Origin of the sequence: Cupriavidus basilensis (assembly GCF_029335485.1) — a bacterium.
In the GTDB taxonomy this organism is placed as follows: Bacteria; Pseudomonadota; Gammaproteobacteria; order Burkholderiales; family Burkholderiaceae; genus Cupriavidus; species Cupriavidus basilensis_E.
In genome coordinates this window covers 21,705-47,970 of the sequence record NZ_JARJLM010000017.1, presented here as the reverse complement: position 1 = coordinate 47,970, position 26,266 = coordinate 21,705, and the positions used below count along the sequence as shown (strand labels likewise).

Here is a 26,266-nt window from a genome sequence, read left to right as displayed (position 1 = left end):
GCGACAACGGGTTGCCGGCCAGGTAGCCGGCCTCGACCAGCCAGAAAGCGCTCGTACAACAGGTGTTGCCGACCATTAATTCGGCAAACGGTGACCATTAAATCCGCCAATGATCATCGATCTAACTGATTGATCCATAAGCAATTTTCTGCGTTGTGACGTGCACCACTGTTGTTCGTAGGCAACGCGTTTTGGGGTGCCGCGTCCACTAATTCCGCCAGCCCGAGTCGACCGTTCAGTAAATCGCCTAGTGTGTAAGACCACGGTCTTGAACACGGCCATGAGGATTGCAACGAAGCGCGAACTGGCGATTGCGAGGGTCTTACGTCCGCTCGGGAGGGCTCCCCTCATGCGTAAGCAAGCTGAGAACGGCAAGGCTATCTGCACTTGAGAACTTGAGTCGCGCACTGCTTCGAAAAGTTTCGGCGCGCATGCTGATCGTTGACGAGGTTCATCACTTGTTGGCAGGCAACTATCGGGAACAGCGTGCATCCTTGAATCTGCTGAAGTTTCTCGCCAATGACTTGAAGATCGCTGTTGTCCTCGTTGGTACTCAAGACGCCGTCATGGCGCTCCAAACGGATCCCCAGATGGTCAGTCGATTCGCCCGTCTCGAGGTACCGAGATGGCAGGAGACGGAGGCATTTCGTTCTCTTCTTGCTGCTTTCGAGATGGTTTTGCCGCTTCGACGTCCGTCGAACCGCTTCATTCGCAGGTTGGCTCGTTGCGCCGATGTAGTTTGCTGATGTGAATATGGGCGAACCAATCGCTCTGAAGGCCTTTGCGGCCACCATCATCGGTGGCTTCGGTAGCGGTATCCCATCGGGAAGAATTTTGCTCTGGAGCGAACTCTAGTGCAAATCTACATAATAACAGTTATGATGTGTATTGAGGTATCATCGAAACATGGCGTTCTTGGGAGTGCATCTTGGTTTCAATACTGGGGCTAGCTCGCATTGGCAATGTCCGGCTCGCATATGAGTCACTGGGCTCGGACACGGACCCGCCCGCCGTGATGATTCACGGACTTGGTCAGCAACTGACGGGATGGCCGGATGGCCTGGTTGAAGGCATCGTGCGGGCGGGCTATCGGGTGATCCGGTTTGACAATCGCGACGTTGGCAAGTCAAGCCGGCTGAGCGGCAGGCCCCGTCTAGCCTCGCTTCATTTGCTGACGCAACTGGGGTTGACCGGGAGTGCGCCGTACTCCCTGGATGACCTGGCGCACGGCACCGTCAGCCTGAACTCAATTCCGGCCATGCTCGGGCCGCTTGGAGGAGAACCGGCATGAACGTGATTGCTTTGGGAGGCTGCGGCCTCATGGGCCGGCATTTTGTCGAGACGGCGATCAAGCTCAAGGCCTTTACGCGGCTTACCATCGCCGACAGAAACGTGGGTGCGGCCCGAGACTATGCGCTTGCACTGAGGCATCCATCCATAGATTCCATGGAGGTGGACGCACGCGACCGTGTGGCCCTGACGAATGTCCTGAGGCAATACGACGTCGTGGTATCGACCATCGGCCCATATTACCTCTTCGGCACGGCGGTGCTCGAGTGCGCAATCGATGCGGGTTGCCACTACATCGACATCTGCGACGATCCCGAGCCGACTCTGGCCATGCTGGATCTGGACGCCAAGGCCGAGGCCGCGGGGATCACTGCGATCATTGGTATGGGGGCAAGCCCGGGTGTTTCCAACTTACTGGCGAGCACGGCGATCCGGCAGGTGGGTGCACCACATCGTGTGGTGACAACCTGGGGAAGCACTTCGCGGGCGAAGGAGGAAGAAAACGCGGACTCCGAGATGGGCGCGGTACTTGAGCACTGGGTCGAGCAAGTCACCGGACGTATTCCAGTGTTCAGGGCTGGGGAAATCGCATTTGGGAGTCCGCTCGCCGAAATCCGCCTTGACGTGCCTGGCGTAGGGACGGTCAAGGCCCATACCGTGGGTCACCCCGAACCTGTTACTCTGCCGGGCACTTTTCCATCCATCCGTGAAAGCGTTAACGCGATGGTGTTCTCTCATGGCATGGTCGGTGTACTGAAGGTCTTGCAGGCCCGGGTCGACAAGCATGGGCAGACCATCAAGCAGGCGGCGGAACTGATGCATGCAATCTTTGTCAGCAAAGACCTGTCCGGGCTCTCGTTTGGTGAGTCGATGTACCTGTTGAAACGCTCACTGGCGGAGACTCTGTTTGGCAGGCGCTACATCCCCGCCGAGATGGCTGCCATAGCGGAGGGCAGGAAGGGGAAGAAGCGGCATATCTGCAGCGCTTGGCTGAATGGCGAAATCCCTGGCGGAATGGGGCCAAATACCTGCATCCCGACGGCGGTTGCGCTAATCATGCTGGCAAGGAACCAGATCAGCAAAAGGGGGGTAAGTGCCCCCGAGGCTGCGATACCAGCCGATGCGTTCTTTGGGCACTTAGGCCCATTTGTCCGCCTTCGTGATCCGAATCAGCCGGTCGTCGCCCTTCGTGAAGCCTTTGTGCAATAGCCAGGCCCGCCCAGAGGTAGCGGCCTGGAAAGCCATCCACCCCGAGGACGGAATGCAACCGACCACCCGCACGTCCGTGCACCTGGCCACTTCCCTTTGCGACGACGTCAGCTCTGTTTGGGTGCGGAAGATCCGAAAAAATATCACGTATGGATGGCGAGGGTCGTGTGAGTTGCAGCCGACCTTACAACATCTTCGCAACTCGCCTACTTCCAGCCTTCGGATCTCGGCATAGTCCTGTTACAGCAAGGAGAAGCATCGAAGGCGGCGGAGTTCGACGTCCTCATCTCCTTTTCAAGAGACGAGGCAACGACTGCCGGGAGCGCTCATCTGTCGCATACCCGCTCACCAACCGGATAGACGGGCAAAAATCACAGCCGCGACGTACATTCCAATCCCAAACGATGTATGCGCCATCAGGCTCCGCCAGCGCGTCGTGCTGGGCGGAGGGGTCCTGGAAGCAGCGACACCTGCGCACATGCCCGGCTGCATGATGAGGAAAGGCGCCAGGACGCTGAGTACGCCGAGGAGCACCGCTGGAAGCAAGGTAGGTTCGCGCGCCTACCGGCCCTTGCTCCGCATGGGATTGCGCGTATAGCTTCCCAATCGCAGTGAATGCTGACAGCCTCGCCGCGTGGGCAGCCATGTGCATAGCAGCCTTCGCCGCGAAGAACCCTGAACTGATCGAGGTAGCGGTAGACGATCAGGATCACATCACCGAGTGGTTGCGCAGGGGCTGTCCTCGCGGCCGTAACGGCCACAGCCCACCCTGCCGCAGGCTGCAACAGCCACACGCTGGGCTTGATGCGCTATCGGGCTGCGGCCAGTCCGGCATTCGTACAACGCTATTTCGCCGACGGTGTGGGTGCGAGGAGCTTGGCAAATGCGCCCAGTCTGGTGTTCAACACGAAGGACGACTTGCAGGCACGCCGGGCAGGGCGCTTGTGCCATCGGCATGTGGAACTTCCTCGGCACACGTTGCCTTCTCCCCGGAGAGAGACGCGTTCGATCAATGCAAGTGGTAGTCCGCAATGATGCGGATAGCGGTGTGCAATCGCTATGGCTTTGTAGTCTTTGCGTGCGATAGTCAAGCGTTTACCGTGTCCGACACGGCCAGCCCCTCGCATGCGTTCACAGCAGCTTTCGGATGCGGCTGCCGAGGGCCACCGCGGTAGCTTCGGATTCGATATTCGTAAAGCTGACAAAGACGGCGCGTGCCTGCGGCTTCCCGATGCTCCAGTCCGTCAACGATTGCGCATAGAGGCCGGATGCGCGCATCCGCGCAGCCAGGGCACTATCGGATCGTGCCGCGCCATGCATGCGGAGCACGAGGTGCATGCCACCGGGCTGCGGTTCGACCTGCATCATCTTTGCGAGGACAGCGCTCAAGGACGCTGCCGCGACGTCGCGCCGTTCTCCATAAAGTTTGCGCGTGCGCTGGATATGCCGGGCGAAGTGACCTTCGGCCATGAACGCACTCACGATGGCTTGCGTCAGGGCCGGACTGCCGCCGCCAAATATTTGGGAGATCTGCTCGAACCGCTCCACCAATGCCTCGGGCACTACCAGGTATGCCAGACGGATGCCGGGGAAGAGAACCTTGCTGAAGGTGCCGGAATACAGCACGCGACCGTCGCGGTCCAGGCTTTTGAGGGCGGGCAGCGGCCGGCCGACATATCGATACTCGCCATCGTAGTCGTCCTCGACGATCCAGGCTTGGTTGCGGGAAGCCCAGTCCAGCAGCGCCAGCCGGCGCGGCAGAGAGAGCGACACGCAGAGCGGACTTTGATGTGCCGGCGTGACTACCGCAGCGCGGGCATGCGGCGCGGATCGGACGCCCTCCGCTACGACGATCCCTTCGTGATCCACGGGGACGGGTGCAAGCGAGTAGCCTGCCTGCTGTAGCAGCGCGCGCGTCGGCGGATAGCCGGGATCCTCGACCCAAACCTGACTCCCCGGGTCCAACAGAGCGCGGGACACCAAGCCAAGCGTCTCGCGATAACCCGATGTGAGGATAACCTGTGATGGCTTGCAGTCGATTCCCCGGGAAACGTTCAAATACGTCGAGATCGATGTGCGCAGGGCCCGCTGGCCGAATACAGGCGGGTAGGCCATGTCCGCAGGTTGCATGGCACGCACGCATCGTGCACTGATCCGGGCCCATATCTTTCGCGGAAACGCATCGAGCGCGGGGAGCCCTAGCTGCAGCGGTTTGATGTGCTCAGGGAGTGCACCCAAGGGGAAGGGCTCTGGCTTCGCTCGCTTTTCCGGGCGAGGAGCGGCCGTGCGGAGCATTACGCCAGGCGCCACAACGGTGCCGGCCTGCCCGCGAGACAGGACGTAGCCTTCAGCCACCAGTAGTGCATAGGCGTTATCCACCGTGCCCCTCGCAAGTCCCAGTTCCTTCGCGAGCCCGCGGGCAGCGGGAATGCGGTCGCCGGGCTTGAGTAAGCCGTCGGCAATTGCATTTCTGACTCGAGCGTAGATCTGTCTGTAGAGCGGCTCTAGGGCGTCCTCGTTGAGAGGCAACCGCGTATCAATCTTCGTCGGATTCATGGCCTAGTTCGGATGGCAGTTTGTGGCTCTGTCCATTGTGCATCAAATCGCAATAGCATAGCGCCTTGTCAGGGGCCGAGGTGCGCGGCGCTATGTCCGCACAGCCACAGTATTTGAACGAAGTGAAGGAGAGGGTGTGAACGATTTTGTGCTACGACACGCGGAAACCGACGGTGAGCTGCGCGCTTGCTTCCCTGTCATGCGGGAACTACGGCCGCATCTGGCGGACGAGGCTGGCTTCCTCGAGCAGGTTCGACGGCTCATGGGCGAGGGATATCGGCTCCTGGCCACGTGGGAAGACGAAGTGCCGCTCGCACTGGCTGGATATCGCGTCCAGCAAAACCTCATCTTCGGCCGCTTCCTCTATGTGGACGATCTCGTTGTGACTGCCGCCAGCCGCGGCGATCGTTTGGGCAGGAGACTGCTGGATGAGTTGAGTTCTGTCGCAAAGCGGTCGGAGTGCGCACAGCTGGTGCTGGATACGGGCCTGTCGAATGCGCTGGCACAGCGCTTCTATTTTCGAGAGGGCTTGTTGACCGGCGCCATCCGCTTCAGCAAGCCGCTATCCCTGGAGCAGGCGTGAAGATACTGCGAGTCAGCTGCAGCAATCGGGGGCAGGCATCCGAGAGCTTCAGGCTCTCACAGGCCATTGTGGAAGGTCTGCTTGGCGGGGAACCGCACGCAAGCCTCATCGAGCGCAATCTCGGTGGGATGCCCATTGCCCACATCGACACCGGCTATGCGGTGGCCCTGGCATCCGCGACGGAGGAGTACGAAGGTGTTGTCGCAGGGACGCTGGAGGTATCGGAGGCGTTGATCAGGGAACTGGAGGAATCCGACTGCCTGATCATCGCCACGCCCTTGCACAACTACACGGTGCCGTCGGTACTAAAGGCCTGGATCGATCATATCGTTCGCGTCAGGCGCACATTCCGGTCCACGCAGACGGGCAAGGTTGGCGTGCTGCGCGACCGCCCGGTCTATGTTGCGGTTTCGTCCGGCGGCCGGTTCTCAGGTGAAGCGGCTGGGCAGCCGGACTTTCTAACTCCCTACCTGCGGGCAATCCTGGAAACCATCGGACTGCGTAGTACCCACTTCTTCACAGTGGAGGGAACCGCCTTCGGCCCGGATGCACTAGCTGAAGCCAGGCGCGCGGCGCAACACGCACTCGCTGGCTACTTTGCATAGAGCGGACTGAGTCAATCAGACCGGCAACGAAACGAGACGGGCTGGCCGCGCGCGGGCAAGCCACACCAGCATGATGTGTCGCCGCCGGAGCTCGCCCTTTTCTGATGGCGGCCTTCCACATGCCTGCAGCACTGCCTGCCTGGAAAAACCCAACGACTGTCTGCTCACAGGTCGATCCAAAAGCCAGTGAGGGGCGTTGTGCGTCGAGAATGGCGATGTCCGCCTACGGCCTCGGCGTCGATGGAGATAAAGCAACGTGAAAGCCAATCAACAAGCTGGGCAACCCGCGCCGGGCCCGAGACCCAGGCGCGCGCGCTACCGCTCAGCCATTGCCGCTTCGGTAGCCGTGGCCGCTCTGATGGCCGGGTGTTCAGAGGGAAACCCGGCCGAGGGCGCTGGCGCGGCTGCCGAGGTAGACGTCGCTACAGTCCAGCTGCAGTCTGTCAAGGAGTGGGACGAGTTTAATGGGCGCATTAGCGCGGTCGATTCGGTCGAGGTGCGCGCGCGGGTGAGCGGCTATATTGAACGCATTGCATACAAGGAAGGCGATATGGTGGATAAGGGTGAGATCCTGTTCGTGATCGACCCTCGTCCTTATCGCGCTGCGCTGGATAGTGCGCTCGCGCTTTTGACGCGGACGCGAGCCACGCTGGCATTGGCGCAATTGCAGGACCAGCGCTCCCAGAGGTTGCTACAGGCCGAGGCCGGCTCGCGCGAGGAGGCGGAAACGCGCAGCGCGAACGTCGAACGTGGCCAGGCGGACCTGCGCGCAGCCGAAGCGGCAGTGGCTGTCGCACGGCTAAACTTGCAGTTTACCGAGGTGCGTTCGCCGATCAGAGGGCGTGCTAGCCGCGCCATGCTGACACCAGGCAACCTGGTGGTGGCCGACCAGACGCTCTTGACTTCGGTTGTCTCGCAGGATCCAGTCTACGTCTACTTCGACCCGGACGAACACAGCTACCTACGCTATCGGGGCCTGCCCAGTGGGGGCACAGCCGCGCATGCATACCAGGTGCGCGTCGGGCTGGCCAGCGAGCAGGGCTTCCCGCACGCCGGCACTGTGAATTTTCTGGACAACCAGGTCGATCCAGGCACCGGCAGCATCCGAGTACGGGCCATCCTCCCGAACAAGGATCGCGTGTTCACGCCGGGGCTGTACGCGCGCGTGCGCCTGTCGGGCGGCGAGTCCCAGGCGATTCTGGTCGACAACAAGGCTGTCCTGACAGACCAGGACAGAATGTACGTCTATGTATTGGGCGCAGGCAACAAGGCGATTCGCAAGGAGGTCACGCTGGGACGCGATAGCGATGGCCTGCGAGTGGTCCGTACCGGGTTGAAGGCGGGTGACAAAGTCATCGTCAATGGCTTGCAACGGGTCTACTACCCTGGTGCTTCCGTCAAGCCGAACGAAGTCGCGATGGGCCGAGCGCCAACGCGCGCGGACATCGGTGGGACCGCGACCATCGCGGTGGATTGAGCATGGATTTTTCAAAGTTCTTCATCGATCGCCCGATCTTTGCGATCGTGCTATCCATCATCATCTTTTCCCTTGGCCTGATTTCGATTCCCATGCTGCCGGCCGGGGAGTACCCGGAGGTGGTTCCACCTAGCGTTGTAGTTCGCGCGACGTATCCCGGTGCCAATCCCAAGGAGATTGCCGAGTCTGTGGCGACGCCACTCGAGGAGGCGATCAACGGCGTAGAAGGGATCATGTACATGAAGTCGGTTGCCGGTTCGGACGGTAGCCTGCAGGTTGTGGTCACCTTCCTGCCCGGGATCGATCCGGATACCGCAGCTGTGCGTGTGCAGAATCGGGTAAGCCAGGCACAATCACGGCTACCTGAGGATGTCCGCCGGTACGGAATAACGACGCAGAAGCAATCTGCGACGCCATTGATGTACCTGGGCCTGCTGTCTCCGGGGAACCAATACGATGCCCTGTACTTGCGCAACTATCTAAACCTGCATATCAAAGATGAACTATCGCGCCTGAAGGGTGTGGGGGACGTCCAGTTGTATGGATCCGGGGACTATGCGATGCGACTCTGGCTGGACCCGAACAGGCTGGCTGCGCGGGGCATCACGGCGTCGGACGTGGTCAATGCGGTGCGCGAGCAGAACGTGCAGGTCTCGGCCGGCCAACTCGGTGCCGAGCCCACGCCACCGGCGACCGACTTCCTGCTGCCGATCAATGTGCAGGGACGCCTGCGCAGCGAGAAGGAGTTTGGCGACATTGTCCTCAAGAATGGAGCAGACGGGCAGGTCGTGAAGCTGTCGGACGTGGCTAGGATCGAACTCGGGGCGGGCGACTACACCATGCGGGTGCGGGAGAACGGCCAGAGCGCCGTGTCGGTGGGTATTTTCCTTTCGCCTGGCGCCAACGCATTGGACGTGGCCAATGCCGTCTACGGCAAGCTAGATGAGCTCTCCCGGACATTTCCCCAGGGCATCGAGTACCAGCCCGTTTGGGACCCGACTGTCTTTGTGCGAGATTCGATCCGCGCCGTGCAGCATACGCTGATTGAGGCCGTGGTTTTGGTGGTACTGGTGGTCATCCTGTTCCTGCAGACCTGGCGTGCATCGATCATTCCACTGGCCGCGGTGCCGGTTTCAATCGTCGGCACATTCGCAGGATTGCATCTGTTGGGGTATTCGATCAATACGCTGACGCTATTCGGATTGGTGCTGGCGATCGGGATTGTAGTGGACGACGCTATCGTCGTGGTGGAGAACGTCGAGCGCAACCTGGCGCAAGGCCTGAGCCCGCGCGATGCGGCGCACCAGGCGATGCGGGAGGTGTCGGGGCCGATTGTCGCCATCGCCCTGGTACTGTGCGCGGTGTTCGTTCCGATGGCATTCCTCAGTGGTGTGACGGGGCAGTTCTACAAGCAATTCGCAGTGACGATCGCGATTTCGACGGTAATCTCGGCAATCAACTCGCTTACCTTGTCGCCTGCGCTCGCTGCCAAATTGCTGACCCGGCATGATGCGCCGAAGGACCCACTAGCGCGACTGATCGACCGTTCGCTGGGATGGCTGTTTCGTCCATTCAACCGATTTTTTGAGCGCAGCTCGAATCGCTACCAAGGCGTGGTGGCCTACACGTTTGGCCGCCGAGGCGTGGTTTTTGTCGTCTATTTCATTCTGCTTGGTGGGACTGTGCTGCTCTTGCATGGGGTACCGGGCGGCTTTATTCCGACCCAGGACAAGCTGTACCTTTTTGCTGGCGCCAAGCTGCCGGAAGGCGCGTCGCTTGCGCGGACCGAGGCAGTGATGCAAACGATCAACGAGATTGCCCTCGGCGTCGACGGGGTGGAGGCGACGGCCAGCTATGTGGGCCTCAATGCGTTGCAATCGGTGAACACACCAAATGTAGCGGCCTCTTACATCATGCTCGATCCGTTCGACAAGCGCGGCCGTAGCGCAGCAGCGATCAATGCCGAGTTGAGTGAGAAACTGGCCGCGATCAAGGACGGCTTTGCCTATGCGTTGTTGCCGCCGCCCATTCAAGGCCTGGGAAATGGATCCGGCTACTCGCTCTACCTGGTGGACCGCGGCGGCCTCGGCTATGGCGCACTGCAGAATGCGATGACCGCCTTCCAGGCGGAGGTGGCGAAGACACCAGGCATGACCTTCCCCGTAAGCTCCTACCAAGTCAATATCCCGCAGCTCGAAGTGAAGGTGGACAGGGTCAAGGCGAAGGCGCAAGGTGTTGCCCTGACGGACCTTTTCGAGACCTTGCGAACCTATCTGGGCTCCGTCTACATCAATGACTTCAATTTGTTCGGGCGGGTCTACAGGGTCACGGCGCAGGCCGACAGCAATTTCCGGCAACGGGAGGCAGACATAGGCAACTTGCGCGTGCGCAACGCCCGCGGGGAGATGGTGCCGATCGGCGCTATGGTGGAGGTGACTCCGAGCTTCGGGCCGGATCCGGTAGTGCGCTATAACGGCCACCCGGCGGCGGACCTGATCGGCGATTCCGATCCGCGAGTGCTATCGTCCGGTCAGGTCATCGAGAAGCTGACCGAGATCGCGGCCAGGGTGCTTCCGCCCGGCATCAAGCTGGAGTGGACCGACCTGACCTACCAGCAGGTCACGCAGAGCAACGCCGCGATGATCGTGTTCCCGCTCGCGGTCATGCTGGCTTTTCTGGTGCTGGCCGCGCTCTATGAAAGCTGGACCTTGCCTTTAGCGGTGATCCTGATCGTACCGGTATGCGTGTGCGCAGCCCTGTTCGGCGTCTGGCTGACAGGTGGCGACAACAACGTCTTCGTTCAGGTCGGCCTGGTTGTGCTGATGGGGCTGGCCTGCAAGAATGCCATCCTGATCGTGGAGTTTGCCCGCGAGCTCGAGATGCACGGCCGGGGAATTGTCGCGGCAGCGCTCGAAGCATGCCATCTGCGCCTGCGCCCGATCGTGATGACCTCGGTTGCCTTCATCGCGGGGTCAGTTCCTTTGCTTGTTGGCCACGGGGCGGGTAGCGAGGTACGTCAGGCGACGGGCATCACGGTATTTTCCGGCATGCTGGGCGTGACGCTGTTCGGCTTGTTCCTGACACCGGTGTTTTACGTAGTGCTCCGCAAGCTTGCCACGCGTCGGGCGACAAAGGCGTCGGAGCCGGCCATCACGGTTGGAGGAGGTATCGTACATGAATAGACACCGCCTTGCGCCGGGCCTGATTCTTGTCCTCTCGTTGGGCGCCTGCGCGGTCGGCCCCGACTACCGGCAGCCAGCGATGCCGCATTCTCCGGCATTCGCGCGCGCTGAGGCACGCACTGATGACGCTCCACAGCTGCCTGTCAATGACGCGGAGTTCTGGCATGCCTTCGGCGATCCGCAACTGAGCGAACTCATCGCCCTGTCGCTGGCGGCGAACCACGACTTGCGCGTTGCTCTGGCGCGCGTCGACAAGGACGCCGCCATCCTGAGGGATGTGGGACTGGATCGCTTCCCGACCGTCACCGCTAGCGCGCAGGCCGGGCGGGAGCGCGTCAGCGTTTACCAGTCATATGGTTTTCCGCGCACTTCGCGCCCTTTCGACGCAAGTGTCAATGCGAGCTGGGAAATTGACCTGTTTGGCCGTGTTCGGCGTAGCATCGAAGCGCAGCGGGCGGAGGTGGCCGCTAGCTCCGCCGACTTCCAGGCGATGCAGATCGTCATCGTTGGGGAGGTCGCGAACGTCTACGTTGATCTTCGCGGCGCACAGGAACAACTAAGCGTAGCCCTTGCCAATGTTGAGAACCAGCGCGAAACCCTGCGAATTGTCGGAAACCGCTTGGATGCAGGGCGCGGATCCAACTTTGACGTCGCGCGCGCACGCGCGCAGCTGGAGAGCACGCAAGCACGCGTACCGGCGCTGCGGGTGCGGATTGCGGTCGATCAGCACCGGCTTGCGGTGCTGACCGGCCAATCTCCGGCGGCATTGATAGCCGATCTCGACGCGCCGCGACCGCTGCCTCGTATTCCCGAGGCCATCGATCCTGAGACGCCGGGAGAGCTGCTGCGCCGCCGTCCTGATGTGGCGGCGGCCGAGGAGCGCCTGCACGCGGCGACGGCGCGCATCGGCGTGGCAACGGCCGACCTGTATCCCCGCCTGAGCCTGGGTGCGATGGTGGGCACGTTTGCCTTCGGACCGGGTGCTGTCTTCGAGAGCGGTAGCGCGACCAACTCGATCGTGCTGGGTGTGGACTGGTCTTTTCTCGACATAGGGCGAGTTCGCGCGCGCATCGCTGCAAGCGACGCCGAAGCTGAAGGACTCCTGGCGCAGTTCCAGCAAACTGTGCTTCGCGCCCTTGAGGACACGGAGAATGCCCTTGTACGCTTCTCGCGAACACGCGACGAGGATGCTCACTTGGAGCGTGCCGCCGCCGAAAGCGCGCATGCCGCGCGCCTGGCCCGCGCACGGTTCCAGGCGGGCGAGATCAGTCTCTACGAGGTGTTGGATGCGGAGCGAACCCAGCTCCGAGCTCAGGAAGCGTTCGCCGATGGCAGGGCGCGCAGCGCCACCGCGGCGGTCGCCCTGTACCGAGCTTTGGCGGGCGGCTGGTCGCAGAAGCTGCCGCAGCGCGATGACTTGGCCGCCGGTAGCCAGGGCAGTCGATAGTAGGGCGCCGGCATTACGGGCGTGGTTGCGTAGGGCTATCAGCCTTCTTCGGCATGCTCGATGAACTCGAGGAAGACAGCGATGCTGGCTCTGTCATTTCGCAAATCTACGGCGTCACTCGCGAGAGCGAGCCTTGTGTACGGGGCGAGTTGTATCCTGCACCACGCTCGCGGGCGTGTTGGCGCTATTCAACTGCGACGACGTCTTGCGCCGGCTCACGTCGGTTGAATCGATACGATTGCGCCATATCTCCTGCGGTGACAATCCTGTCGCCCGGCCGGTCAGTCGAAGATTCGCGGTTCGGTCGAAGGGACCATGCTACAGATCCTCGACACCGTCAGTGGCGAGAAGCGCGAGTGCTCTGAGTTCGAGGTGCGCGGCGCCGACCGGGGCAACGCGAAGGACTTCACCGCAATCAGCGGCGGCATGATGAAGGCCATAGGGTAGTGTCAAAATCAGTTTTCGGCCGCGTCGCTGAACCAGCAGCTCGCCTCGGCGATGAACCGGCTGCGGCCGGCAACTACTCAACCGGCGGTGTCCGCCTACGAACCTACTTTCTAGGCAAACGGATTGATCTGGCGGCGACGCATCGAACACGAGCGACAAGGTGCGGCTATCGCTGCTTACTAGGCCCTACAGCCTTGACCGGCGCAGGAATGGCTGTTCGTAGGCCAGATAGCAGATCGAATCCGCTTCACTTATTTTCGTAATTTGGGCGGCACCGGACGAATTCAGGATGGCCGCCTGTGAAGGTTTCTGCAAATTGCGAATCATCATTGTTATGATGCTAGGGAGCGGTCCAGCCGGACACCCGACGGCTGGGATTTCACATCAATGATGGCGCGGGCCCGGCGCAAGCCAGGCTGCCGCACAAACAAAATGAAACCCATGGTTACATATCGAGCACCTCGTCCCCTCAATCGCAAGGCTGTCGCGGGTAAGCAGGCCGAAGCGGCTGCGCCCGCGGACACCAAGGAGGACGTCTATGAGCGCAAGCGTATTGAAGTCCTTGAAGCGACTTGGCGTGCTATCCTCCGCGTCGGGCTAGAGAACGTCACCATCCGAGAAATCGCGGCAGAGATGGGTGCGACGACCGGCGCGGTGGTGCACTACTTCCGTACCAAGGATGAGGTGCTGATTTATGCGCTCGATCACCTGATCAGTGGCTTGGTCGCGGAGGTCGAGAGCCGTCTGAATGGCGTAACTGGCATCGCGCGCCTCGAGACCATTCTCTACGCTTCGCTGCCGCTGGACGAGGAGGGCGAAACGGGGTGGCGCATCTGGCTGGCCTTCTTGAAGGCATCGGTGGGCAGCGAGATGCTGTCCGTCGAGCACAAGCGGCGCTATGCGTTCATGCGGGACTCTCTGGCCGGAGAACTGGTTGCGCTGCAGAAGCAGAAGCTTATCCGCGGCAGCCTAGACCTGGCCATGGAAGCTGACGCAATGGTGGCACTGGTCGACGGCCTGGGCGTAGGCCGTGTCATCGACCCTGATCGATTCGCGCCGGCTCAGCAGCGCATGCTTGTGAAGCGCCATATCCAGGCTTTCCTTGTCCCCAGGGCTTAAAGCCTGTTTGGGAATTCGCTGCGGATGTGTTCTAGAGTTGGGATGTGGAAAGAGGACACCGAGAGCGGCAGGGCAAGCATGGCAGCCAAGACGAAACGCTAGTCAAGCGACCTGACAGACGTGCAGCGGGCGGCAACTGATGGTTTGCAGCCCAAGCCCGACCAGTGAGGACGGCGCAGGAAGCCCGATCTGAGGGAAATCATCGACGCCTTCGATATCTGATGCGCTCGGGATCTGGCTGGCGCGTGCTGCCGAAGGATTGCCCGGCCTGGCAAAGGGTGTACTGGTGGTTTCGCAGACTGATGCGCCGGTTCCTGTCGCTGACGCCTCACGACAAAGTGCTGATGCTCGATTGGCGCACAGCGCGTCGGCAGCCACTGCCACCCGAACTGCGCCGAGTTGCAGACTGGCACAAACTCCGTTACCTCATTGGCCGCGGTGCCACACTTCCCTTGCTCGTACTCGCGACGCCGTCTGGCCAATTGGTTGTGGTTCAGATCATGCTCACGCGCCACACGCGACAGCCACATCGGCGACGCCAGCAGCGTTTGCACGACTTGCCGCTTGTACTCGTTGGTGAAGCGTCGCCGCGGTTCGTTGCAGAAGGTACTTCCGATAAGGGTCGCCGTAGCGAGCAGAGATGCCCATCCAACCATTGATGGGCATCTATTTTCCTCAGCGGGGACTCAGCGTAAGGACGGTATTGGACAGTCGCTTACCTATCTTCAGAATGGCGCCGCTTACTTCCCGCCTGTCCTTCCAGGGCGGGCTCGAGAATGCCCTGAACTGTTTGGAAATCGATGCGATGCTGAAAGTGATTGGTTGTGGCGTCGTCGCGCTCACAAGAGGCTCTTGTCGCTAGTGGCTACCGGTCCGGGTCAGGCATCAATCCAGTGCAGAGTAGGTCCAGCGAGCCAGGGAAGTGGATACCCTTCTCGCGGAAGCGTTGAATGATCGAAGCATTTACATCAGAGATGACATTGAGCTTTCCGTTGTCCGGGTCCGCAATCCAGAAATGCGCTTCCAAGCGTATACCTAGTCGCTCGATGCCGGCTACGTAGACGCTCGGTGCCGGTTCCGACAATGCTCTTGGTTGATCGGTAATGGCATTGAGCATGCTGGATCTCGCACTGCTGAGATCACTATCGGATTTTATGAGAACTGATGTTTCCAGCCTGATATTGCGATCTGACCACGACTCATTCACGATTGTAGTGGAGGTCAGAACATCATTTGGAATGATTGCTTCCACACCATCGCTTGATCGGATCATGGTGTAGCGCGCCGTTAGGTGTGTGACATTCCCTTTTAGGGATCCGGTCGAGATGGTATCTCCGATGCGAATCGATTGTTCAAAGAGAATGATCAAACCACTGATATAGCTTGATGCGAGGCGCTTCATCCCCAAACCAAGCCCGATGCCCAAGGCGCCTCCAAAGGCAGCCATCGTTGTCGCATCGATTCCAATGGCCACCAAAGTGAGGACGACGGAAACGGACCAGATCGCTACTCGGCTGATATTGGCAAGCGCAAGCAAAAGGTTGTGCGGGAGAGCTCTGCTTTGAAGCAGCTTCCGTTCGACAGCTTTCGAGACGGAAATGGCAATGATGAAGAAAATCACTCCAAAACTCGCACCATTGAAGAGACCCTCTGCACTGATCCTCGATGCTCCGACCTTGAGCTCAAGCTCGGAGACTAGCTGCAGCAGTTCCTTTGGCGGTTTTAGGGACTGTACTGCTACTACAATCCCTGTTACCAGCGCTACAAATCGAAGTGCCCGATCTAGCAGGACTGTCGGTCTAAAGACCAGCGCGATGGCCCAGGCCATTGCGTGCGACAAAAGAAGCACCACGGCCACTTCGATGTAAACATGCAGAAGATAGCTATCTGACTTCAGAGGCCATTGAACGAGGAGCAATCCAATAGTAACGCAGACCGGAAACGCAAGATATGCAACTGCCGTATTCCAGAAGGGACTCTGTCGGAGTCTTCCTGCTGCTGCCTTCGAAAGCCGGATCGACGCCAGCACAATCAGCAGGGTGAGTAGCGACCCCACAAAGACATCCATTGCATTGACCTTCGCCCACGAGATTGGGAGTGTGGATGCAATCATTTCCCCGTTCGCTCCCTCTATCGAATTGTTTGCTTTTTTTTGCTTGATGGAAAGCCGGAATTTAGTTGTGCAGTCATCTCGGTATGCGTGAGGGTCGCCAGAATGGTTGCCGCGCTTGACTTGCCTAACGATAATTGCTGGTCGGACGTGCAGAAAGAGAATCGTACCGATCTCGGTTCGTGGAGGCATAGCGAAAGTTCAGCATGGCTTGCGGAAAACTGACGAATATCCGCCTCTCTCCCTTCCGGGGGGCGGAACCGCCGAGGTCGGAACAAGTTCCGCAGAATGCGGTACTTGCGCGGAGCATAGCGCCGGCAATCCTACGATAGGTGATATTGCCACTCGTTCTGTGACGCGCCGGCGTTGCAGTTGGCAGCAGGGGAGAGGCAAAGCGACCCGGCGCCACGCATCAGCATCTCGGAAGGCTCAATTCATGGAGTGTGAGAATGATCGTTGATAGTCCATGCCAGTGAACGAGACCCTGTCGAGCGAAGGCGTCTTCCGGGTAGTCGTTGGGGGCGGATTGACGGATGAGTTCCAGCGAGTGTGCGGGAACCCTGATGAGTACGGTCTTTTCGGCTACGCTATTGCCACAGCCTGCTCTGAATCCCCATGGACGGCGACTTTGGGCCCGCCCAGCCAACCGCGGACCAACGCTTCGATCGCCTCCTGACGCTGCAGCTTGCGTCGGTAGGCCGAGCGCTTCTTTGACGGCAGCGACATCACGTCGCGCCGTGGCTGCGCTACCGGCACCTCCATGTTCCCGCAAGGCAGTTCCCGACCGCCTGCCTCGGTCCAGAAGCTCTCGTAGTCGGCCAGGATAGCGCGCGGAGTGCGCCGCTGACGACCCACGTGGTTTATGCGCGACACCGCAACCACGCGTGTCACGCCGAGCGTGGCAGCCAGCGCCAGCAGCGCTTCCATCACCGCATCCTTTGGCCGCAGGCCATCGCAGGCGCGAGTTGCCTCACGGATCCAATCGCGGCTAGATCCGCCCGATGGCCCCTGCAAGCCACCAATGAACACCTCTGTGCCGTGCTTGCCCTGTGTCAGGTAAAAGCTCAGTTGCGCCAAGCAGGCACCGTGGGCTTTGTCAATCCAGTAGAAGGCCAATTCGCCTTCCTTGGGGTTGGGGCCGGAATCGGCAAGCCGCAGCGCATACCCGGCGCCAGGCACATGCCACTCGAGGCCCGCTGACAGGTAGATGCGCTCGCAGACCGCCGCAGGCAGCTTGGCGTGCATGATGCGATAGTGCTCCAGCACGATGCGCATGCGCTCGTCGAAATCAAATCCAAAGCGGGCCAGCGGTCGAAACGGGCGCTCGAGCACGGCCGGGCGTGCCGCCACAACGCGGCGTAGCAGGCCACACGATGCCACCGCCCCAAGCCAAGTTTGGACGGCAATGCGGCGGAACGTGGAACGGCCGATCAGCTTGAGACGCTTGATCCACCAGCGGCTGGCTCCTACCGGATGGCAGAACGCCGAGACGGCGCCCAGTGTGAACAGATATCGCCAATAGATCAGAGGGCCGGCCTGGGATAACAGACGCCGGGTATCCGGCCCGAGGAGCCAGGGCAGGTTCGGCAGGGGTCCTTGCACGGCTAGTCTTCCTTTCTTCGAATAGTGGACGTTGTCAGAAGTCGAATCGAACCCGCGCTCGACAAAACACAGTGATTCGACAGGGGAGGGAACATGGCAGATCTGGGTAGTTGGTAGCTTTGAGGTCTCAAGGTGTATTACTCGGATATCACGTTTCTACGTCATGCGATCGATGACATTATATCCATTATGATGCGATCGGTGTTGGCGCGCCGAGCTCCCATCGTGGCGCCATTCGATAGGCTGCCGCACACCGTGCCCATTAGCCGCGGTCCACCCATTGCGATCTAGACCATAGCCTCGGACACATCGGGACGCCGCTCGTCGTGCCTGGCCAGGTGTCGCAATATGTCCTAGTCAGGGCCCCTCCTGGACCGGCAATGCGGGACGTTGCTTCAACAAGCTTCACTTCTGTGACGCAGCGGCTTTGCCGCCCCCTGCGCTGTTGCGCAGAGCCGGACCAGGCGTCCTCGCCGCGTTCCAGAGGCGATCACGGAGGCCCAAGCACTGATCGCAGCAATTGGCGCGTGCGCGTTGGCTGTGCACCACGTGGGATCAACAGCGATTCCCGGCATCCGCGCGAAACCGGTGCTGGACCTCATCCCAGTAGTCTCGAGCTTGTCGGATTTGGATCACTGCAGCGGCGAAATCGAGCGGCTAGGCTACGAGTGGCGGGGCGAACTCGGCCTGCCAGGCCGTCGTTACTGCACTAAGACCGATCCAATCTCTAAGAGCAGGCTCGTCCAGCTTCATTGCTACGCTGAAGGTTCCCCTGAGATTGTCCGGCACCTTGCGTTTCGGGACTACCTTCGCAATAACGTTGACGTCTCTCGTGCCTACGATCAAGAGAAGACGCGATGCCAGCGGCTACACCCCAATGACTCGCACGCCTACTGAGATTGCAAAGATGCCTGGATCAGAAAGGTTGAAACACTGGCGCTTGCTGTGCCGAAGCGTTGAAGAATCAGTAAAGCCAAAGCGCTCACTCTGACTCAACCAACATGCTGAGTATGCTGGGCGCTCACTGGCTCCGCTCCAGGGTGTTTGGCCGGGTTGAAGCCGTCATCGGCGGGCTACTTGCCTCCACGCCGCTCAGCCTGGTTTCCGTGCCGGTGGCTTCTCCTGCATGGATGATCTGGGGAACCGGGCCGCGCCAAGGCTGGCCATGTGACTTCCGTGACAGCGAAGGATCGGGGGGCGCAGAGATCGGACACGGCAGGCTAACCGGGAGCGGAATCAAGGCTCCAAGAGCTCGGTGATCCCGTCGGTCTCCGTACCGGACAGGGCACGACGCCCGGTACCGGACGGCAGGCGGTAGTCCATCGGAAAACTTTTTGCACTGGAGCGAACTCCAGTGCAAAAAGACATAATAACCGTTATGATGTGTATTGAGGTATCATCGAAACATGACGTTCTTAGGAGTGCATCTTGGTTTCAACACTGGGGCTAGCTCGCATTGGCAATGTCCGGCTCGCATATGAGTCATTGGGCTCGGACACGGACCCGTCCGCCGTGATGATTCACGGACTTTGTCAGCAACTGACGGGATGGCCGGATGCTCTGGTTGAAGGCACCGTGCGGGCGGGCTATCGGGTGATCCGGTTTGACAATCGCGACGTTGGCAAGTCAAGCCGGCTGAGCGGCAGGCCCCGTCTAGCCTCGCTTCATTTGCTGACGCAACTGGGGTTGACGGGGAGTGCACCGTACTCCCTGGATGACCTGGCGCACGGCACCGTCAGCCTGAACTCAATTCCGGCCATGCTCGGCCCGCTTGCAGGAGAACCGGCATGAACGTGATTGCTTTGGGAGGCTGCGGCCTCATGGGCCGGCATTTTGTCGAGACGGCGATCAAGCTCAAGGCCTTTACCCGGCTTACCATCGCCGACAGAAACGTGGGTGCGGCCCGAGACTATGCGCTTGCACTGAGGCATCCATCCATAGATTCCATGGAGGTGGACGCACGCGACCGTGTGGCCCTGACGAATGTCCTGAGGCAATACGACGTCGTGGTATCGACCATCGGCCCATATTACCTCTTCGGCACGGCGGTGCTCGAGTGCGCAATCGATGCGGGTTGCCACTACATCGACATCTGCGACGATCCCGAGCCGACTCTGGCCATGCTGGATCTGCACGCCAAGGCCGAGGCCGCGGGGATCACTGCGATCATTGGTATGGGGGCAAGCCCGGGTGTTGCTAATTTGCTGGCGAGCACGGCGATCCGGCAGGTGGGTGCACCGCATCGTGTGGTGACAACCTGGGGAAGCACTTCGCGCGCGAAGGAGGAAGAAAACGCGGACTCCGAGATGGGCGCAGCACTGGAGCACTGGGTCGAGCAACTCACTGGACGTATTCCAGTGTTCAGGGCTGGGGAAATCGCATTTGGGAGTCCGCTCGCCGAAATCCGCCTTGACGTGCCTGGCGTAGGGACGGTCAAGGCCCATACCGTGGGTCACCCCGAACCTGTCACTCTGCCGGGCACTTTTCCATCCATCCGTGAAAGCGTTAACGCGATGGTGCTCTCTCATGGCCTGGCCGGTGTACTGAAGGTCTTGCAGGCCCGGGTGGACAAGCACGGGCAGACGGTCAAGGAGGCTGCGGAACTGTTGCATACGATTTTGGTGAGCAAAGACCTGTCCGGGCTCTCGTTTGGTGAGTCGATGTACCTGTTGAAACGCTCACTCGCGGAGACTCTGTTTGGCAGGCGCTACATCCCTGCCGAGATGGCTGCCATAGCGGAGGGCAGGAAGGGGGAGAAGCGGCATATCTGCAGCGCTTGGCTGAATGGCGAAATCCCTGGCGGAATGGGGCCAAATACCTGCATCCCGACGGCGGTTGCGTTACTCATGCTGGCAAGGAACCAGATCAGCAAAAGGGGGGTAAGTGCCCCCGAGGCTGCGATACCGGCCGATGCGTTCTTTGGGCACTTAGGCCCATTTGTCCGCCTTCGTGATCCGAATCAGCCGGTCGTCGCACTTCGTGAAGCGTTTGTGCAATAGCAAGGCTCGAGTTGAGTGCCGGCGTAGTGCGCAGATGCTCATGACCCGGACGTGTGTGACTTGGTGGTCCGGGGCGACGAGGTACAGGAGAGCGGCGAGACAAGTCTGGTGCCGGGTTCGGTCGCTGATGCTGAGTTCGGCCTGCCTTCATCTCATACAAGAGTGCCGTGAGAAGCATAGGTCAGTCGCCTGATGCATACATGAGCGAGGATGCCGGGTCAACGGAGGGAGGGCCACGGGGCCTGAGTGCCAACCGGTGGCGACATCGGGCCGCCGGCCGAAGGATTTCCTCATGACGGCTGATCGCGAGGCGATGCGCTCCGAGCTCGCGTCATTGCTCGGCGAGCTGGTCGCCCACCACGTGTGGGCCTTCGGATATGGATCTAAAATCGCGCGGCGTGCCCGCACTGTTGGAGTTGGATTGTGATAAATCAGTCTTTATACGAATCGCCAGCGGACGTCGATGCGGAGGTGGTGATCGTTGGCACTGGCTTCGCAGGGCAATGCATGGCCATCAAGCTTCATGAGGCCGGTTTCGACTCGATTCTGATGCTCGAGCGAGGCGAGACGGTGGGTGGTACCTGGCGCGACAACCACTACCCAGGCGCGGCGTGCGATATCCCATCACATTTGTATTCCTTCTCTTTCGCACTCAATCCGGACTGGTCGCGCACTTATCCGGGGCAGGCCGAGATCTACGAATACCTGCAGGCGACGGCCAGACGGTATGGTCTGATCGAGCGTATCCGCTTCAATACCCTTGTTAGCGGTGCTGCGTTCGACGCCGGCACGCAAACGTGGCGCGTTCATACTAACAACGGAAGCCTGCGATCGCGCTACCTGATCTTGGGTACGGGTGGGCTCAGCGAGCCGGCTATCCCGAAGCTTCGCGGGATTGAGCAGTTCCAAGGAACGTCCTTTCACTCAGCGCGCTGGGACCACGGCTGCAACTTGCAGGGCAAGCGCATCGCCGTGATCGGAACGGGCGCCAGCGCGATCCAGTTCGTGCCGGAGATTGCAGCTAGCGCGGGAAAACTCAGCGTGTTCCAGCGCACACCGCCTTGGATCGTGCCGCGACACGATCGGTCGATCTCGAACTTGCGCAAGACCATCAACAGATGGGTGCCCGCCTTCATGAGGCTGAACCGCTGGCGCATCCACTGGATGAACGAGTTGTCCGCGCTGGGGACCGTGGTCAATCCAAAATACATGGAGTGGGGCGAGAAGGTCGCACGCAAACACATGCTTGCGCAAGTGCCAGATCCAGTGCTGCGGGCCAAGCTCAGCCCGGATTATGTGATGGGGTGCAAGAGAATCCTGATCTCTGACACCTGGTATCCTGCCTTGCAGCGCGCCAACACAGAATTGGTAACGACCCCGATTGAGCGTGTCGTTCCCGAAGGCGTACTGTCGGCTGATGGCAGGCTTCATCCTGCCGATGTCATCATCTACGGCACAGGGTTTCAAGCGACGGAAGCCCTTGGGAAGCTGAAGGTGCACGGGCGCATGGGACTGGAACTGAACGAGGCGTGGCGTTTTGGTGCAGAAGCCTACGTTGGCGCGAGCGTCAGTGGCTTTCCCAACCTGTTCCTGATTACCGGGCCGAATACGGGCCTCGGCCACAACTCGATGGTATTCATTATCGAGGCCAATGTCGCTCACATAGTCGGAGCACTCAAACAGGCTCGGAGGAAGGGGAGCACTGTGGTGGAGGTCAGGCGCGAGGTTCAGGCTGAGTACAACCGGATATTGCAGCAGCGGCTCAAGACATCGGTATGGGTAACCGGTTGCAAAAGTTGGTATCAGGACAAGCGCAGCGGCAAGGTTACGACGCTTTGGCCTGGCTTCAGTACCCAGTACTGGGCCAGAGCCAGGAGCTTCCGGTGTGATGACTATCTTCTGTTCGCTGCCGAAAGCAGGCAGGAGCCGTAGTGCCGAGGGTAGGGCAGCCGATGCCCTACCCTCGACTGCTCCATTCGGCCTGTCAATCAGATATGGAAGGGCAGCCCAGGCAATCAGTGGAACACGCGAAGCTCGCAGGGCACGTCAACGTGTCCGTCTCCGTTGAACCCGTAGCGCCGCGGCGGTGGGCTCTTCCAGTTCACGGTAGCGCGCCTGTAAGCGTCGCAGAACCAAATGTGCTTACTGAGCTTCCTTGGTGACCACGCCTGAGAAGGTTGCGCCTGGGCGGCTTGAGTTGGTTTCGATGCACCGCCAGGAACAACGAGGGGATCAGCACGCTGGCCAAAGCGCTGGTCCAGTGCGCGTCTACTACGTGGCGTCTTTCCTGAATGTCCTGCATGGAAAAATACATCGAAATGTTGAATCTATTTAAGAATATATTTTCCGCATCTGCGTCTGGAAGACCATATTTATTCTTCCCAGGAAAAACTGGTTTCGTTAAGACAGAATAAAAGACAAATAAATACATTTCGCCAAATTTCAATACAAAGGGAGAAATATTTCCCGCAGAAACGAAACTCACCCCCACGCAGAATTATCTGAGATAAAAGGAGACAGGAAATGGAAGCCAAGAGCGCCGCTCACGAGCAGGACATTGCCCATGTGGTTCACCCGTACACCAACCTCGACGCGCACCGCGGCCGCGGCCCTACCGTGATCACACGCGGCGAAGGCTGCTATGTATACGACGAGGCGGGCAAGCGCTATCTGGAGGGCATGGCCGGACTATGGTGCGCGTCGCTCGGGTTTTCGGAGGCACGCCTTGTCGATGCGGCCACCAAGCAATTGCAGACGCTGCCTTTCTACCACTTGTTCAATCACCGCTCGCACCCGCCGGGAATCGAACTGGCCAGGCACCTGACTGGTATCGCACCGCAAGGGCTCAACCACGTGTTGTTCGCCAGCTCTGGGTCAGAGGCCAACGACGCCGCGGTCAAGCTGGTCTGGTACCACAACAATGCGCTCGGCCGGCCTGACAAGAAGAAAATTATCTCCCGCTGGTACGGCTACCACGGCGTGACGGTGGCGTCGGGCAGTCTTACCGGCTTGCCGACGGTGCACTCCGACTTCGACCTGCCGATTGCGCGCGTACTGCATACCGATTGCCCCAGCCACTATCACTTCGGCCGCCCCGGCGAAGCTCCCGCGGACTTTGCCACGCGGCTGGCTGACAACCTGGAGCAATTGATCCTCGCCGAAGGGCCCGAGACAGTGGCGGCTTTCATTGCCGAACCCGTCATCGGCGCGGGAGGCGTCATCGTGCCTCCGCCGGGGTATTTCGAGCGGGTGCAGGCCATTCTGAAGAAATACGACATCCTCTTCATCGTAGACGAGGTGATCTGCGGCTTCGGGCGTACCGGTAATATGTTCGGCAGCGACACCTACGGCCTCAAGCCCGACATGATCACGGTTGCCAAGGCCTTGTCCGCCGCCTACCAGCCCATCTCGGGCCTGCTGCTCACTGACGCGATCCAGGATACGCTGCTGGCCGAGAGCCGTAAGCAGGGCACCTTCGCGCACGGCGTCACCTATGCCGCGCATCCAGTGTGCGCGGCGGTGGCACTTGAGACCTTGAAGATCTACGAGGAACGCAAGGTGGTCGAGCATGTGCGCGAGATCGCTCCGCACTTCCTCGGCCGCCTGCAGGCATTGACCGACCATCCGCTGGTTGGCGAGGCACGCGGCGTCGGCCTCCTCGGAGCGGTGGAACTGGTCAGCGACAAGCCCGGCAAAAAGGCGTTCCCCGCCGCGGCCGGCCTGGGCGCATGGATCCAGGGTCGCGCCATGGAATATGGCGTGATTGTGCGCGCCATTCGCGACAGTATCGCGCTGTGCCCGCCGCTGATCATCACCGTAGCACAGATCGATGAGCTTGTGGACGGCCTGACACGCGCGCTCGACGACGGCGTCGCGCACGCCCGCAGCCAGGGCCTGCTATAGGGAGGGGTCGCATCTCCTCCGACAACGAGGCAGGCCGGTGCCGCTATGCTTGCCGTCGTCGCGCGCTTGTCCGACACATGGTGGCCACTGGTGCATGAGGTGCCGCCGTCTACAGTGGACTCTGCCAAATGCTGCAGCCTGCTGGTGCGGCATTTGGCAGTGGCGCCTCAAGTGTTCAGCGTTCACGTTCCGGCTGCCGCGGCTGCCGGGCTAGGAAGATTTCGAGGTGCTCTCGAATCGGTAAAACGGCCTGAGTGCCCGTCGCGTACCTGCTGTGCTACACCAGCGCACGCTTCGATCTTCCCCAGGCACAATGAAGCAGCGTCTTGTGCGTGCTTCGCGCTATCGCAAACACCTTGCCGCCAGATTCCCCGCATGGCACGAGTTCGCCCAGCCGAAAATCCGCCAACCGCCTCCTGAGCAGTGGGATCGCCCGGCACTGCCTTGTCTTGATATCGTCAAGTTGACAAAGCCATCGCATCGCATACTGTCTTCGAAAGTAAAGGCCAAAAGCACCTGTGCATGCATGTGTCTGCATTTGCTTGCGGAACTCGAGCATGTGGGGACTAAACAACTGCGGGCGCGGGCCGAACCTTCAGACTTTGGATACGCTCTACCGGCATCAGCTTGCCTACGATGCCCAGTGCCGTCTGAAGTGTTTCTGCCGGTGCTAGCTCCGGGCGTCCGGTGCCGTATGGTGGCTGCGGCGCATACTCGAACAGGAGTTCAGAGACTCGCCCCATCGGCTCGCCGAGGAGATGTCCGAGCATTGTAAGTCCGAAGTCCAGGCCGGCGGTCATGCCACCTCCCGTGACGCGATTTCGGTCGATCACAACGCGGTCGGCCGTGGGTATAGCGCCGAAGTGCGAGAGGTATTCGCGCGTATACCAGTAGGAAGCCGCAGCATAGCCATGCAACAATCCTGCCGCGCCAAGCAGCAATGAACCATTGCACACACTTGTAACCCATTTCGCGCGGCCACCTCGGTCTGCGACGAAATCGATGGTGCGTTCATCCTCAAGCTGCGCGAACAATGAAACCGTGTTGCCCGGCACGAAAAGAATGTCCGGATTAGTCCACGCGTTCGAGAAATCGTGTGTCGCGTTGACGGAAACGCCGCCGTCTGAATCCACGGCGCCCTTCTCTTGCCAGACGATCTGCGACTCAAACTCTGGTAACAACGAAAACGCCTGCATCGGCGCCGCGAGATCGATGAACGTAAACCCCGGGAATACCAACGCTTGAACTTTCATGATGTCATCTCTCAACCTGCCGGCGAACGCGGGCGCCGGCCTCCCGCAAACGAACTGACGTTACTCGGCACCACCAACGCGGTTGAAGATGTCGCGGTGAAGGCGCCATTTTCCCTCGACACATTTCCAGGCGACGAGATACCGTCCGCTACCAGCGACGGTTCTCGGTCCGTTTCCTGATTGGGCGTAGAGCTCATACTTGCCAATCTCGATGACGTACTCTGCACTGCCGTCGACCTCAAGCGTGACGAAGTTGCTGCCGACGATGCCTTGTGAGAAGGCTTGGTCGAAGAAGCTTGCGATTTCCCGGGAGCCTGCCATTGTCGGACCGCCGTCAGGCAACAAACGGGCGTCAGCCGTATACAGCGCGACCACGGCAGCGCTGTCCCGGCTCGCAATCGCATCGGCAAGCGCGGTCTCGGCATCCTGTATCTGATCATGCAAGGTCATCTGATCTTCCTTCATCAACTAGAACTATAGAGAT

The 26,266-nt window shown here is 60.3% G+C and carries 23 protein-coding genes and 1 pseudogene; 16 read left to right on the top strand and 8 right to left on the bottom strand.

Annotated features, from left to right (window positions below):
- The first annotated feature begins 287 nt into the window (after positions 1-287).
- The 3 genes from P3W85_RS01355 to P3W85_RS01345 all read left to right on the top strand — a co-directional run bounded on the left by P3W85_RS01355 (position 288) and on the right by P3W85_RS01345 (position 2,499).
- Positions 288-746 carry a TniB family NTP-binding protein gene (locus P3W85_RS01355; RefSeq protein ID WP_346430224.1) on the top strand — a complete coding sequence of 153 codons (459 nt, stop codon included), beginning with the start codon at positions 288-290 and terminating at the stop codon, positions 744-746.
- A gap of 182 nt (positions 747-928) precedes the next feature.
- Positions 929-1,291: an alpha/beta fold hydrolase gene (locus P3W85_RS01350; protein WP_276263445.1), complete on the top strand. Its 363-nt coding sequence runs from the start codon at positions 929-931 to the stop codon at positions 1,289-1,291.
- Positions 1,288-2,499, top strand: a complete 1,212-nt coding sequence (locus P3W85_RS01345; RefSeq protein ID WP_276263444.1) for a saccharopine dehydrogenase family protein — start codon at positions 1,288-1,290, stop codon at positions 2,497-2,499. The genes P3W85_RS01350 and P3W85_RS01345 overlap by 4 nt, the downstream gene beginning before the upstream one ends.
- 345 nt (positions 2,500-2,844) lie before the next feature.
- On the opposite strand, the gene P3W85_RS01340 is transcribed toward P3W85_RS01345, so the two are convergent.
- The gene (locus P3W85_RS01340) at positions 2,845-3,033 is read right to left on the bottom strand and encodes a DUF2938 family protein (protein WP_346430223.1); all 189 of its coding nucleotides are present in this window, start codon (positions 3,031-3,033) and stop codon (positions 2,845-2,847) included.
- Between the two features lie 27 nt (positions 3,034-3,060).
- On the opposite strand from P3W85_RS01340, the pseudogene P3W85_RS01335 reads away from it, so the two are divergent.
- Positions 3,061-3,486, top strand: a pseudogene (locus P3W85_RS01335) (ArgP/LysG family DNA-binding transcriptional regulator); the annotation flags it as partial.
- A 144-nt stretch (positions 3,487-3,630) separates the two neighbouring features.
- Here the strand turns inward: P3W85_RS01335 and P3W85_RS01330 are convergent.
- On the bottom strand, positions 3,631-5,055 hold the full coding sequence (locus tag P3W85_RS01330; protein ID WP_035805190.1) for a PLP-dependent aminotransferase family protein: 1,425 nt from the start codon (positions 5,053-5,055) through the stop codon (positions 3,631-3,633).
- A gap of 136 nt (positions 5,056-5,191) precedes the next feature.
- Here P3W85_RS01330 and P3W85_RS01325 point away from each other — a divergent pair, with 136 nt between their 5' ends.
- The 7 genes from P3W85_RS01325 (at position 5,192) to P3W85_RS01295 (ending at position 13,915) form a co-directional block, all read left to right on the top strand.
- A complete protein-coding gene (locus P3W85_RS01325) occupies positions 5,192-5,638 on the top strand; it encodes a GNAT family N-acetyltransferase (RefSeq protein ID WP_276263442.1) in 447 nt (148 codons plus the stop codon).
- Positions 5,635-6,243 (top strand): FMN-dependent NADH-azoreductase, encoded by a 609-nt coding sequence (locus tag P3W85_RS01320; protein ID WP_017224007.1) that lies wholly within the window; start codon positions 5,635-5,637, stop codon positions 6,241-6,243. Before P3W85_RS01325 ends, P3W85_RS01320 begins: the two co-directional genes overlap by 4 nt.
- 358 nt (positions 6,244-6,601) lie before the next feature.
- Positions 6,602-7,720 (top strand): efflux RND transporter periplasmic adaptor subunit, encoded by a 1,119-nt coding sequence (locus P3W85_RS01315; protein WP_430869470.1) that lies wholly within the window; start codon positions 6,602-6,604, stop codon positions 7,718-7,720.
- A gap of 2 nt (positions 7,721-7,722) precedes the next feature.
- Positions 7,723-10,902, top strand: a complete 3,180-nt coding sequence (locus P3W85_RS01310; RefSeq protein WP_276263440.1) for an efflux RND transporter permease subunit — start codon at positions 7,723-7,725, stop codon at positions 10,900-10,902.
- Positions 10,895-12,349 carry an efflux transporter outer membrane subunit gene (locus tag P3W85_RS01305; protein WP_276263439.1) on the top strand — a complete coding sequence of 485 codons (1,455 nt, stop codon included), beginning with the start codon at positions 10,895-10,897 and terminating at the stop codon, positions 12,347-12,349. The genes P3W85_RS01310 and P3W85_RS01305 overlap by 8 nt, the downstream gene beginning before the upstream one ends.
- Before the next feature lie 315 nt (positions 12,350-12,664).
- Positions 12,665-12,796, top strand: coding sequence for a hypothetical protein (locus P3W85_RS01300; protein WP_276263438.1), 132 nt, complete (start codon positions 12,665-12,667; stop codon positions 12,794-12,796).
- A 432-nt stretch (positions 12,797-13,228) separates the two neighbouring features.
- The gene (locus tag P3W85_RS01295; protein ID WP_276263437.1) at positions 13,229-13,915 is read left to right on the top strand and encodes a TetR/AcrR family transcriptional regulator; all 687 of its coding nucleotides are present in this window, start codon (positions 13,229-13,231) and stop codon (positions 13,913-13,915) included.
- 98 nt (positions 13,916-14,013) lie between these two features.
- Here the strand turns inward: P3W85_RS01295 and P3W85_RS45440 are convergent, their stop codons facing one another.
- From P3W85_RS45440 to P3W85_RS01280, 3 genes are all read right to left on the bottom strand, one after another.
- The gene (locus tag P3W85_RS45440; RefSeq protein ID WP_430869468.1) at positions 14,014-14,571 is read right to left on the bottom strand and encodes a transposase; all 558 of its coding nucleotides are present in this window, start codon (positions 14,569-14,571) and stop codon (positions 14,014-14,016) included.
- 209 nt (positions 14,572-14,780) lie between these two features.
- Positions 14,781-15,983 (bottom strand): mechanosensitive ion channel family protein, encoded by a 1,203-nt coding sequence (locus tag P3W85_RS01285; RefSeq protein ID WP_276263436.1) that lies wholly within the window; start codon positions 15,981-15,983, stop codon positions 14,781-14,783.
- 624 nt (positions 15,984-16,607) lie between these two features.
- Entirely contained in the window at positions 16,608-17,627 is a 1,020-nt protein-coding gene (locus P3W85_RS01280) for a DUF535 family protein (RefSeq protein WP_276263435.1), read from the bottom strand.
- A 489-nt stretch (positions 17,628-18,116) separates the two neighbouring features.
- On the opposite strand from P3W85_RS01280, the gene P3W85_RS45435 reads away from it, so the two are divergent.
- From P3W85_RS45435 to P3W85_RS01265, 4 genes are all read left to right on the top strand, one after another.
- Positions 18,117-18,524, top strand: coding sequence for a GrpB family protein (locus tag P3W85_RS45435; RefSeq protein ID WP_430869469.1), 408 nt, complete (start codon positions 18,117-18,119; stop codon positions 18,522-18,524).
- Positions 18,525-19,055: 531 nt separating this feature from the next.
- A complete protein-coding gene (locus tag P3W85_RS01275) occupies positions 19,056-19,418 on the top strand; it encodes an alpha/beta fold hydrolase (RefSeq protein ID WP_276263434.1) in 363 nt (120 codons plus the stop codon).
- Complete coding sequence (locus P3W85_RS01270; RefSeq protein ID WP_276263433.1) at positions 19,415-20,626, top strand: saccharopine dehydrogenase family protein; 1,212 nt, start codon at positions 19,415-19,417, stop codon at positions 20,624-20,626. Before P3W85_RS01275 ends, P3W85_RS01270 begins: the two co-directional genes overlap by 4 nt.
- 423 nt (positions 20,627-21,049) lie before the next feature.
- A complete protein-coding gene (locus tag P3W85_RS01265) occupies positions 21,050-22,558 on the top strand; it encodes a flavin-containing monooxygenase (protein ID WP_346430222.1) in 1,509 nt (502 codons plus the stop codon).
- Positions 22,559-22,727: 169 nt separating this feature from the next.
- On the opposite strand, the gene P3W85_RS01260 is transcribed toward P3W85_RS01265, so the two are convergent.
- Positions 22,728-23,117: a hypothetical protein gene (locus tag P3W85_RS01260; RefSeq protein ID WP_276263432.1), complete on the bottom strand. Its 390-nt coding sequence runs from the start codon at positions 23,115-23,117 to the stop codon at positions 22,728-22,730.
- A gap of 32 nt (positions 23,118-23,149) precedes the next feature.
- Between P3W85_RS01260 and P3W85_RS01255 the strand changes: the two genes are divergently transcribed.
- Positions 23,150-24,529 (top strand): aspartate aminotransferase family protein, encoded by a 1,380-nt coding sequence (locus P3W85_RS01255; protein WP_276263431.1) that lies wholly within the window; start codon positions 23,150-23,152, stop codon positions 24,527-24,529.
- A 566-nt stretch (positions 24,530-25,095) separates the two neighbouring features.
- On the opposite strand, the gene P3W85_RS01250 is transcribed toward P3W85_RS01255, so the two are convergent.
- Complete coding sequence (locus tag P3W85_RS01250) at positions 25,096-25,782, bottom strand: DJ-1/PfpI family protein (RefSeq protein ID WP_276263430.1); 687 nt, start codon at positions 25,780-25,782, stop codon at positions 25,096-25,098.
- A gap of 60 nt (positions 25,783-25,842) precedes the next feature.
- Positions 25,843-26,232 (bottom strand): YybH family protein, encoded by a 390-nt coding sequence (locus tag P3W85_RS01245; RefSeq protein WP_276263429.1) that lies wholly within the window; start codon positions 26,230-26,232, stop codon positions 25,843-25,845.
- Positions 26,233-26,266: the final 34 nt, after the last annotated feature.

Coding starts and splice junctions, on each gene's coding strand:
- P3W85_RS01300 (WP_276263438.1), top strand. CDS start 12,665: ATGCTACAGATCCTCGACACCGTCAGTGGCGAGAAGCGCGAGTGCTCT.
- P3W85_RS01315 (WP_430869470.1), top strand. CDS start 6,602: ATGGCCGGGTGTTCAGAGGGAAACCCGGCCGAGGGCGCTGGCGCGGCT.
- P3W85_RS01305 (WP_276263439.1), top strand. CDS start 10,895: ATGAATAGACACCGCCTTGCGCCGGGCCTGATTCTTGTCCTCTCGTTG.
- P3W85_RS01310 (WP_276263440.1), top strand. CDS start 7,723: ATGGATTTTTCAAAGTTCTTCATCGATCGCCCGATCTTTGCGATCGTG.
- P3W85_RS01255 (WP_276263431.1), top strand. CDS start 23,150: ATGGAAGCCAAGAGCGCCGCTCACGAGCAGGACATTGCCCATGTGGTT.
- P3W85_RS01250 (WP_276263430.1), bottom strand. CDS start 25,782: ATGAAAGTTCAAGCGTTGGTATTCCCGGGGTTTACGTTCATCGATCTC.
- P3W85_RS45440 (WP_430869468.1), bottom strand. CDS start 14,571: ATGGTTGGATGGGCATCTCTGCTCGCTACGGCGACCCTTATCGGAAGT.
- P3W85_RS01270 (WP_276263433.1), top strand. CDS start 19,415: ATGAACGTGATTGCTTTGGGAGGCTGCGGCCTCATGGGCCGGCATTTT.
- P3W85_RS01330 (WP_035805190.1), bottom strand. CDS start 5,055: ATGAATCCGACGAAGATTGATACGCGGTTGCCTCTCAACGAGGACGCC.
- P3W85_RS01345 (WP_276263444.1), top strand. CDS start 1,288: ATGAACGTGATTGCTTTGGGAGGCTGCGGCCTCATGGGCCGGCATTTT.
- P3W85_RS01245 (WP_276263429.1), bottom strand. CDS start 26,232: ATGACCTTGCATGATCAGATACAGGATGCCGAGACCGCGCTTGCCGAT.
- P3W85_RS01295 (WP_276263437.1), top strand. CDS start 13,229: ATGAAACCCATGGTTACATATCGAGCACCTCGTCCCCTCAATCGCAAG.
- P3W85_RS01285 (WP_276263436.1), bottom strand. CDS start 15,983: ATGGATGTCTTTGTGGGGTCGCTACTCACCCTGCTGATTGTGCTGGCG.